The organism is Ameyamaea chiangmaiensis, from assembly GCF_013376175.1.
GTDB classification, from domain to species: Bacteria; Pseudomonadota; Alphaproteobacteria; order Acetobacterales; family Acetobacteraceae; genus Ameyamaea; species Ameyamaea chiangmaiensis.
Genome location: NZ_JABXXR010000118.1, coordinates 1 through 8,805, shown reverse-complemented (window position 1 = coordinate 8,805; position 8,805 = coordinate 1). Strand labels below are relative to the sequence as shown.

General features: G+C 66.7%; 7 protein-coding genes. 6 read left to right on the top strand and 1 reads right to left on the bottom strand.

What is annotated here, in order from left to right:
* Window positions 1-197: 197 nt before the first annotated feature.
* The 5 genes from ubiA (at window position 198) to HUK82_RS12425 (ending at window position 5,630) form a co-directional block, all read left to right on the top strand.
* Window positions 198-1,115, top strand: coding sequence for a 4-hydroxybenzoate octaprenyltransferase (gene ubiA, locus HUK82_RS12445; protein WP_176614270.1), 918 nt, complete (start codon window positions 198-200; stop codon window positions 1,113-1,115).
* A complete protein-coding gene (locus HUK82_RS12440) occupies window positions 1,112-1,807 on the top strand; it encodes a class I SAM-dependent methyltransferase (protein ID WP_176614269.1) in 696 nt (231 codons plus the stop codon). The genes ubiA and HUK82_RS12440 overlap by 4 nt, the downstream gene beginning before the upstream one ends.
* 257 nt (window positions 1,808-2,064) lie before the next feature.
* Window positions 2,065-3,567, top strand: a complete 1,503-nt coding sequence (locus tag HUK82_RS12435) for a sugar ABC transporter ATP-binding protein (RefSeq protein WP_176614268.1) — start codon at window positions 2,065-2,067, stop codon at window positions 3,565-3,567.
* A 15-nt stretch (window positions 3,568-3,582) separates the two neighbouring features.
* Entirely contained in the window at window positions 3,583-4,617 is a 1,035-nt protein-coding gene (locus HUK82_RS12430) for an ABC transporter permease subunit (RefSeq protein ID WP_176614267.1), read from the top strand.
* Between the two features lie 62 nt (window positions 4,618-4,679).
* Entirely contained in the window at window positions 4,680-5,630 is a 951-nt protein-coding gene (locus tag HUK82_RS12425) for an ABC transporter substrate-binding protein (RefSeq protein WP_176614266.1), read from the top strand.
* A 25-nt stretch (window positions 5,631-5,655) separates the two neighbouring features.
* Here HUK82_RS12425 and HUK82_RS12420 read toward each other — a convergent pair whose 3' ends face one another.
* Window positions 5,656-7,188 carry a hypothetical protein gene (locus tag HUK82_RS12420; protein ID WP_176614265.1) on the bottom strand — a complete coding sequence of 511 codons (1,533 nt, stop codon included), beginning with the start codon at window positions 7,186-7,188 and terminating at the stop codon, window positions 5,656-5,658.
* 169 nt (window positions 7,189-7,357) lie between these two features.
* Between HUK82_RS12420 and HUK82_RS12415 the strand changes: the two genes are divergently transcribed.
* Window positions 7,358-8,707 carry an inorganic phosphate transporter gene (locus HUK82_RS12415; RefSeq protein WP_176614264.1) on the top strand — a complete coding sequence of 450 codons (1,350 nt, stop codon included), beginning with the start codon at window positions 7,358-7,360 and terminating at the stop codon, window positions 8,705-8,707.
* Window positions 8,708-8,805: the final 98 nt, after the last annotated feature.

Here is an 8,805-nt window from a genome sequence, read left to right as displayed (position 1 = left end):
GGTGTCGGGGGCGAGGAAAAGGCGGGGCAGATCCTGCACGAGGGGTCTCCGGTTGAAGCGGTCCGAGGGCGACGGCGCGGGCCGGACGCCTGCGTCCGTGTCTCGCCGATTGACCCGGCGCGCGCAACGCCGCATCTGTGGCGGCGACCGGCGCGTCCGGCCTTCTGCCGTTCTCAGTCGCGTGGAGCCCCGACATCGTGACCGTTGCCTCCTCCCACACCGATATCCGCGACCAGGGCTGGATCGGCCGTCTGCCGCCCGCGCTGCGCCCGTATGCGCTGCTGGCGCGGCTGGACCGTCCGATCGGCACGTGGCTTTTGTTCCTGCCCGGCGTGTGGGGCATCCTGCTGCCGCCGGATGTGGTGCCGGCCGAACGCACCCGCCTGCTGGTGCTGTTCGGGATCGGCAGCCTGGTGATGCGGGCGGCGGGGTGCGTCGTCAATGACATGTGGGACCGCGACATCGACCGGCAGGTGGCGCGCACGGCCAACCGGCCTCTGGCCAGCGGCGCGCTGCGGATGCGGCAGGCAGCGGTGTTTCTGGCGGTCCTGTTGCTGATCGGCCTGGTGATCCTGGTGCAGCTTAACCCTCTGGCGCGTCTTCTGGGGGCGTCGTCGCTGGTGCTGGTGGCGCTGTATCCTCTGGCCAAGCGCGTCACCTGGTGGCCGCAGCTGGTGATGGGGTTCACCTTCGGCTTTGGCGCGCCTCTGGGCTACGTCGCGGCGTCGGGTCGCCTCGATGCGTCCATGGTGGCGCTGTATGCCGCGACGATCGTCTGGCAGCTAGGCTTCGATACGATTTATGGCTTTCAGGACATGGAGGATGACGCGCGGATCGGCGTCAAATCCACCTCCCGCCTGATGGCAGGCCGGGCGCGGTCGTTCGTGGGGGCGTGCTATGCCGCCATGCTGGTCGGTCTGGCGCTGGCCGCATGGGGCGCGGGCACAGGGCCGGGGGCACTGGTCTGTCTGCCGCCCATCGGCGTGGTGCTGTGGCGACAGGCGACGGCGATCAACCCGCGCGACCCCGCCCTGTGCCTACGGCAGTTTCGCTTCAACCGCGAGATCGGGCTGATGGTCGCCGGGGCTTTTCTGCTGGGTCTGATGACGGCGTGACCGACGCGCACGATACGGCTGCGGCGTCCTTCATCGCGGCCCATACGGTGATCGAACGGCCGCCGCTGACCCCGGAAATCGCTCTGCATCTGGCCAGCGAGATCACGCCGATCTGGCAGGCCAGCGAAGACTGGCTTGCCCGGACGGGCATGGCGCCGCCGTTCTGGGCCTTCGCGTGGCCCGGGGGGCAGCTTGTGGCGCGGCGGGTGCTCGATCAGCCGTCGCTGGTGGCGGGCAAGCGTGTGCTGGATTTCGCCGCCGGCAGCGGGATCGCGGCGATTGCCTGCGCCATGGCGGGAGCGGCACGGGTTGAAGCGGCGGAAATCGATCCGTTGGCGGTCGCGGCGATCGGGCTCAACGCGCACCGGAACGGGGTGGAGATCGCGGCATCGAGCGGCGACATCGTGGGCAGTGCGTGCCGCTGGGACCTCATTGTGTGTGGCGACGTCTGCTACGAGGCGCCGATGACCGCGCATATCCTGCCGTGGCTGAGGCGATGCGCGCGGCAGGCCGAGGTATGGATCGCCGATCCCGGTCGCTCCTACCGTCCGACCGCAGGGCTGGAAATTCTCGAACATCGCGACATCGCCACCTCGCGGGAGCTCGAGGACAGCCTGTCGCGGCACACCACGTTGTTCCGGGTGCTGCCGGACGCCGGGGCGGCCGGCCCTGACACGCGCGACGGGGCGTAATCGCGGGGCACGATGGCGGGGCATGGTCCGGGTTGGCGACCTCCCTTTTCAGGCCGATCGTTTTCGGCATTCGTGTCCGTCGGAGGGGGCGGATCGCCGGGGCGCGATTTTGTGATTTCGCTTCGAAAAATCCCGCTTGCCAAACGAAAGCGGATATCGTTATGTGACCGATAACAGAACCAAGAACGCCGGATAAATCGGTGCACAACAATCAAGAAAAACAACAAAAAAACAATACCTCATGCCCCGCACTCACCATGCGGGGCATTTCCAAAAGTTTTCCGGGTATCAAGGCGCTGTCCGACGTTGCGCTGATCGCGCACGCGGGCGAAATCCTGGCTCTGATGGGCGAGAACGGCGCCGGCAAATCCACCTTGATGAAAATCCTGTCCGGGGCCTATCGCGCCGATCCGGGGGGCGAGATCATGGTGGCCGGACAACCGATCTCGATCCAGGGGCCGCGCGATGCGCGCGATGCCGGGATCGCCATCATCTATCAGGAGCTCGCGCTCGCGCCCAACCTGACGGTGGCCGAGAACATCCATCTCGGGAATGAGCCGATGCTGGTCGGCGGTCGTCTGGACCGTTCGGAAATGCGCGAGTCGTGCCGCCCGGTGCTGGAGCGTCTGGGCGCGCCGTTCGGGCCCGACACGCTGGTGGCGACCCTGTCCATCGCCGAACAGCAGATGGTCGAAATCGCCCGCGCCCTGTTCCGCAAGGCGCGCATCCTTGTGCTGGACGAGCCGACCACCGCCCTGTCCTCGCGCGAGACGGACCGGCTCTTCGCTCTGGTGCGCCAGCTGCGCAGCGAAGGCATCGCGCTGATCTATATCAGTCACCGCATGGCGGAGATCTACGAACTGGCGGACCGCGTGTCGGTCCTGCGCGACGGCCAGTATGTCGGCACGCTGGAGCGCGAGGAGATCACGTCCGATGCGTTGGTGCGCATGATGGTCGGGCGCGACATGTCGTCGTTCTACATGAAGTCCCATGATGATGCCGGTGCGCGCGGCGAGCCGGTGTTGAGCGTCGACGGCCTGACCGACGGCGGCCGGCGGGTGCATCCGTGTTCCTTCACGCTGCACGCGGGCGAAGTGCTGGGGCTGGCGGGCCTGGTCGGCGCGGGCCGCACCGAACTTGCCCGTCTGGTCTTCGGCGCCGATCCGGCCCGGGGCGGCAGCATGACGCTGAAGGGACAGCCTTTCGCGCCCGCCGGTCCGGCCGACGCGATCGCGTCGGGCGTGGTCTATCTGACCGAGGACCGCAAGGCGCTGGGCCTGTTTCTGGACATGACGTGCCAGACCAACATCGTTCTGGACGTGATCGAGCGCGACGCGGGCTTTCTCGGGCGGCTCAACCTGCGACGCGCGGGGGAGCGGGCGCGCAACGCGTTCGGGGCGATGCGGGTGCGCGCGGCCGGAACGGCGGTCAATGTCGGCAGCCTGTCGGGTGGCAACCAGCAGAAGGTGCTGCTGTCGCGGCTGCTCGAAAGCGGCCCGGCGGTGCTGATCCTCGACGAGCCGACGCGCGGTGTCGATGTCGGTGCGAAATCCGAAATCTACCGGATCATCGATTCGCTGGCCAAAAAGGGTATGGCGATCCTGATGATTTCCTCCGAACTGCCCGAGATCATCGGTGTCTGCGATCGCGTCCTGGTGATGCGCGAGGGCCGGATCGCGGGCGAGGTGGGCGGCCCCGGCGAACCCGCCCCTACACAGCATGCCATCATGACGCTGGCCGCGGCCGACGCCGCCGCCTGAACCGGAACGACACCCATGGCAACCTCCGCCACGTCTCCCGCCGCCATCCCTCCCACCTCGCCGGGCACGTCGTCGGCCACCCGCCGCGCCCAGATGCGGTCCGCCCTTCAGGCAGCCGGCATGTTGCCGGTGCTGATCCTGCTGGCCATCGGGTTTCACCTGGCCGGCGGCCATCGATTCCTCACCGCGCAGAACCTGTCCATCGTCGCGCAGCAGGCATCGATCAACATCGTGCTGGCCACCGGCATGACCTTCGTCATCCTGACCGGCGGGATCGACCTGTCGGTGGGCTCGATTCTGGCGGCATCGGCCATGGTGGCGCTGATGACGTCGCTGTCGGCCACCGTGGCGTGGCTGGCCATTCCGGCATGCCTTGGCGCGGGTCTGCTGATCGGTCTGGGCAACGGCGCGCTGATCGCCTGGGCCGGGTTGCCGCCGTTCATCGTCACGCTCGGCTCCCTGACGGCGGTGCGCGGTCTGGCACGCCTGCTGGGCGAGGACAAGACCATCTTCAATGCCGACCTCAGCTTCGCGTGGATCGGCAACGACGGTCTGCATGTGCTGCCGGGCGTGGTGCTGCCGTGGCTGGCCATCATCGCGCTCGCCGTGGTGCTGGCTGCCTGGTACGTGCTGCGCCGCACGGTTCTGGGCGTGCGGATCTATGCGGTGGGCGGCAACATGTCCGCCGCCCGTCTGGCCGGCATTAACGTCGGGCTGGTGCTGATGTTCGTCTATGGCGTGTCGGGCCTGCTGGCGGGTCTGGGCGGCGTGATGTCCTCGGCCCGGCTGTATGCGGCCAATGGTCTTCAGCTTGGCCAGTCGTATGAACTCGATGCGATCGCGGCGGTTATTCTGGGCGGCACGTCGTTCGTGGGCGGTATCGGGTCGATCTGGGGCACGCTGATCGGCGGCCTGATCATCGCGGTGCTGTCTAACGGCCTGATCCTGATGGGCGTGTCCGATATCTGGCAGTTCATCGTCAAGGGGCTGGTCATCATCGGCGCGGTCGCGCTGGATCGCCTGCGGCAGAAAGGAAACGCCCGCACCTGATCGGGGCCCGCACGCCCCTTACCTGCCAAACCGGTCATCAAGAACACGGAACCGCAAGAACAATGCGCACTCTACTCGCTTCCGCCTGCGCCGCCCTGCTGTGCGGCACTGCCTCCCTCGCCCTCGCCCTCGCACCGTCGGCGTCTGCCGCGCCGATCACCTCGATCGGGGTGACGATGGGCTCTCTGGGCAATCCGTATTTCGTCACCCTGTCCAAGGCTGTCGCGGACGAGGCGCGCAAGGCCGATCCCTCGGCCCGTGTGACGTCCGTCTCGGCGGATTACGACCTGAACAAGCAGTTCACCCAGATCGATAATTTCATCGCCTCCGGCGTGAAGGCCATCATCATCAACGCCGTCGATCCCAAGGCCATCCTGCCGGCGATCAAGCGCGCACAGGCGGCCGGCATCGTCGTGATCGCCGCCGACGTGGCCGCAGCCGGCGCGGACGCCACCGTGATGACCGACAACGTCAAGGCGGGCGAGATTTCCTGCGCGTTCCTGGCCGACCAGATCGGGCACAAGGGCGAAATCGCGATCGAGAACGGCCCGTCGGTGTCGTCGGTGATCGACCGCGTCGCGGGTTGCAAGAAGGCGCTGGCCGCATCGCCGGACATCAAGATCGTCAGCGACGACCAGAATGGCCAGGGCTCGCGCGATGCGGGCATGCAGGTCATGCTGGGCTACCTGATCCGCTACCCCGACCTGAAGGGCGTGTTCACCATCAACGACCCGCAGGCTATCGGCTCCGACCTTGCCGCGCGTCAGCAGAACCGGCAGCTGGTCATTACGTCGGTCGACGGTGCGCCCGATATCGTGGGGGCGCTAAAGTCGAAGAAAGGGTCGATTCTCGCTTCGGCATCGCAGGATCCGTACAAGATGGGCACGTTGGCCATGCAGACCGCGCAGGCGATCGTCGATGGCAAGCCCCCGGCGGAAAAGGTGGTGCTGATCGCACCGCAACTGATCACGCGTGACAATGTCGGGTCCTACGTCGGCTGGACCGACCACTGATCGCAGCGAGGGGCGGATCCGTCCCTCAGCCCATCGTCACCACCAGGGCGGACGCGTGGGGCACGGCGAGAGTGCGTGTCCCCCCGGCACCCACACGATCGGGCGCCTCTTTCAGCGTGACTGCCGTATCCGCGTCGACCGTGGGCGCCGACAACAAGCGCGCGGATCGGACGATCAGACGTTCTGCTGGGCTTTCGATCGTCACATCCGCGTCGTGCGTCAGATCACGATTGACCATCACAAGGGTGATTACCTTGCCCCTGCGCCCGGCGTAGGCGGAGAGGTTAATCCCCTTGGCCTCCATCTCTGTCGGTAAAAGTTCTGTTCTAGACAACGATTGCGCGGCCTGAAGCCCTCGGTAGAGAGGTCGGGTTATGTATCCCGTCTCTGGTGTGCCGGCGATCGGTGAATAGAACGCACCACGCCGCGCCCGGGCTCGATCGGCGTCCGTGTGTGCGCCGATCGAGCGTCCATTGTTGGCGTGTTCAACCTCCGCTGCGCCGCCGTGGAAGCACACGTTGTCGCACCCGCCCTGCGCCATGCGTAGCACATAGTCCGTCGCCCACAGGGCGGAAGCGAAGGTGTCGCTGACGCCGGGCTTGCCGCCCAGAAAACAGCTTCCCGCTTCGGTTATCGCAAAGGGCAGGCCTGTACGGTGGAGAACGGGTCGCAGGGTGTCCAGGAGCTCCCCCACCCGGGGGTCGTCGGCCAAAAGATGCGCTATGGTGCTATCGGGGGCATCGGGTGGTCCTTCGGCGTAGTAATGGGCACTCAACCTCGTGACGTGCGGGCGTAACGATGCGGGAATCGCCTGCGCGAAGCGGACGATCCAGTCGTCGCGCACGGCCACGTCCGGTCCCCAGAACCGCGCGTTCGGACAGGCCGCGACGACCGCCGTTGCGGTGCGCGTCCAGTCATGCAGGAACTGCGTGAATGACCAAGCTGGTCCACGCATCGCATGGCCATAACGGTTGAATAGGTCGGCCTCATTGCCGATCTGAAACGCAAGAAGGGCGGGCCCCAGGTGGGTCGCCACGGCGGCAGCCTCCCGCGCGGCCTGTTCGGGCCTGCCGGTCCCGAGATTGAGCCCCCACACAACGCTCCAGCCCGTCGCGTCGACAAAGCCACGCAGATTTTCAAGGTGTTCATGCGTGATCGCGAATATATCACGCGGATGGGCGGGGTGCGAGATATCGTCCGGCGCCTGTCCTCCCCCCGGATCCCACCAGCCAAGGTCAGACGTATTGCCGCCCAGGCGAAGGACGCCCTGCGCGGACAGGCCGCGATGGAGAGCGACCAGGGCCGTGTTCCGGGCATTCAGCACGGCGGAGTTGCTGAGGACAGCGGTTTCGAGGCTGAGGCCGCACAGGCTGCCGGGCAGTATCCGCCCCGGTCGTTCGGTATCCAGCACGACCCTGGCCGCGACCGTGCTTCCTGCCGCACGTGCCCGTGGCATTGCACACGCCGACGCCACGGACAGGGCGATGCCCCGACCGAAGCCGCGTCGCGACAGGGGCGTGCAGGCGTGTAGCATATCTGAGGTCGTCGACTGGGGCATGAGAGATCCAACTGTGCCGCGATACGGGCGCGCAGGGAAGGACAGGCGCCAAGCCTGCCGGACATCGTCGGCGATTGTGAAGAGTTCGAGAAAACGGTGCCATACGCCTTTTCTCGGTGTCGGGTATGCCACAGAACGATGCGATCCTTTCTCCAAGGCGGGATCGCCCATGCTGCAGTTTGCCCCTTCGTCCGCCGGCTCCCTCATCGCGCTCGGGTTGTGTTTCATCCTGGTGTGCGTGTTCGAGTTCGCCAACGGCTTTCACGACACCGCCAACGCCGTAGCCACCGTGATCTACACCCGCTCGCTCAGGCCGCGCACGGCGGTAGTGTGGTCGGGGTTGATGAACCTGCTCGGCGTGCTGCTGGGTGGTATTTCGGTGGCCTATGCCCTTGTCGAACTGCTGCCGCCGGACGTGCTGACGCCGCCCAATGGCAACCCGGCTGTCCCGATGCTGGTGGCCCTGTTCGGCACGGCGCTGGCGTGGAATCTGCTGACCTGGTGGTTCGGGATTCCGAATTCGTCCTCCCATTGCACGATTGGCGCGCTTATCGGCGTCGCGATCGGGGATTCGTTTCTGCATGCGCGCGATCTCGGCCATTCGGTCGACTGGGGACAGATCACCAAGGTCCTGCGCGCGCTGGCGATTTCACCGCTGCTGGGTTTTTTCCTCGCCGGGATCGCCTATCTTCTGATCCGGGCCTGCGTGAAGCTGCCGGCTCTCTACACGCCGCCGAGCGAAAACGACAAGCCGCACCCCGTCGTGCGCGCGTTGCTGATCCTGACCTGCACGTCGGTCAGTTTTTCCCACGGCAGCAACGACGGACAGAAAAGCATCGGCCTGATCATGCTGACGATCATCGGGCTTATCCCGGCGTCGTTCGCCATGAACCCCGGCCATACGCTCGACCGTCCGCAACTGGCCGTGCTGGCCAACGACGCCCGTCCCCTGATCGACCGGTACGACCGCTACAGCTTTCGTCCCGATGCGCTGGCGTCGATCGATCGCCTGGGCAACCCGGCGGCTGCCGCCACGCCGTCGGAAGTCCGGGGCGATGTCTATGAAATCCTGTCCGGCGTGCGCGATGTCGGCGCCAATCCCGCCGCGTCGGGCGCCGAAAAGGCCAAGGCCAAGACGATTGCCGCGCAACTGCGCCCCTGTGTCGAATACGCGCCGTTCTGGGTGCGGGTGCTGAGCGCGCTGTGCCTGGGCATCGGCACCATGATCGGCTATCGCCGCATTGTCACCACGCTGGGCGAAGGGATCGGCAAGCAGCACCTGACCCCCGCGCAGGGTGCGGCGTCGGAGATCGTCGGGGCCGGGCTGATCGCGACGGCGGGGTACACCGGGCTTCCGGTGTCGACCACGCACATCATCACGTCGGGCGTCGCCGGCACCATGGTCGCGGCGGGCAGCGGCATCAACATGCGCACCCTCGGCAAGATCGCGCTGGCCTGGGTCACGACGCTGCCGGCCACGATCACCGTATCGGCCATCCTGTTCTACGTGCTGGCCTAGCACCCGGCGTCTGTTCGCCCTCGGTTTCGCGTGCGTGCAGGATCTGCACGCCGCCGACGGCCGCGGCCATCAGCCCGGCCAACGCGCCCACACCCATC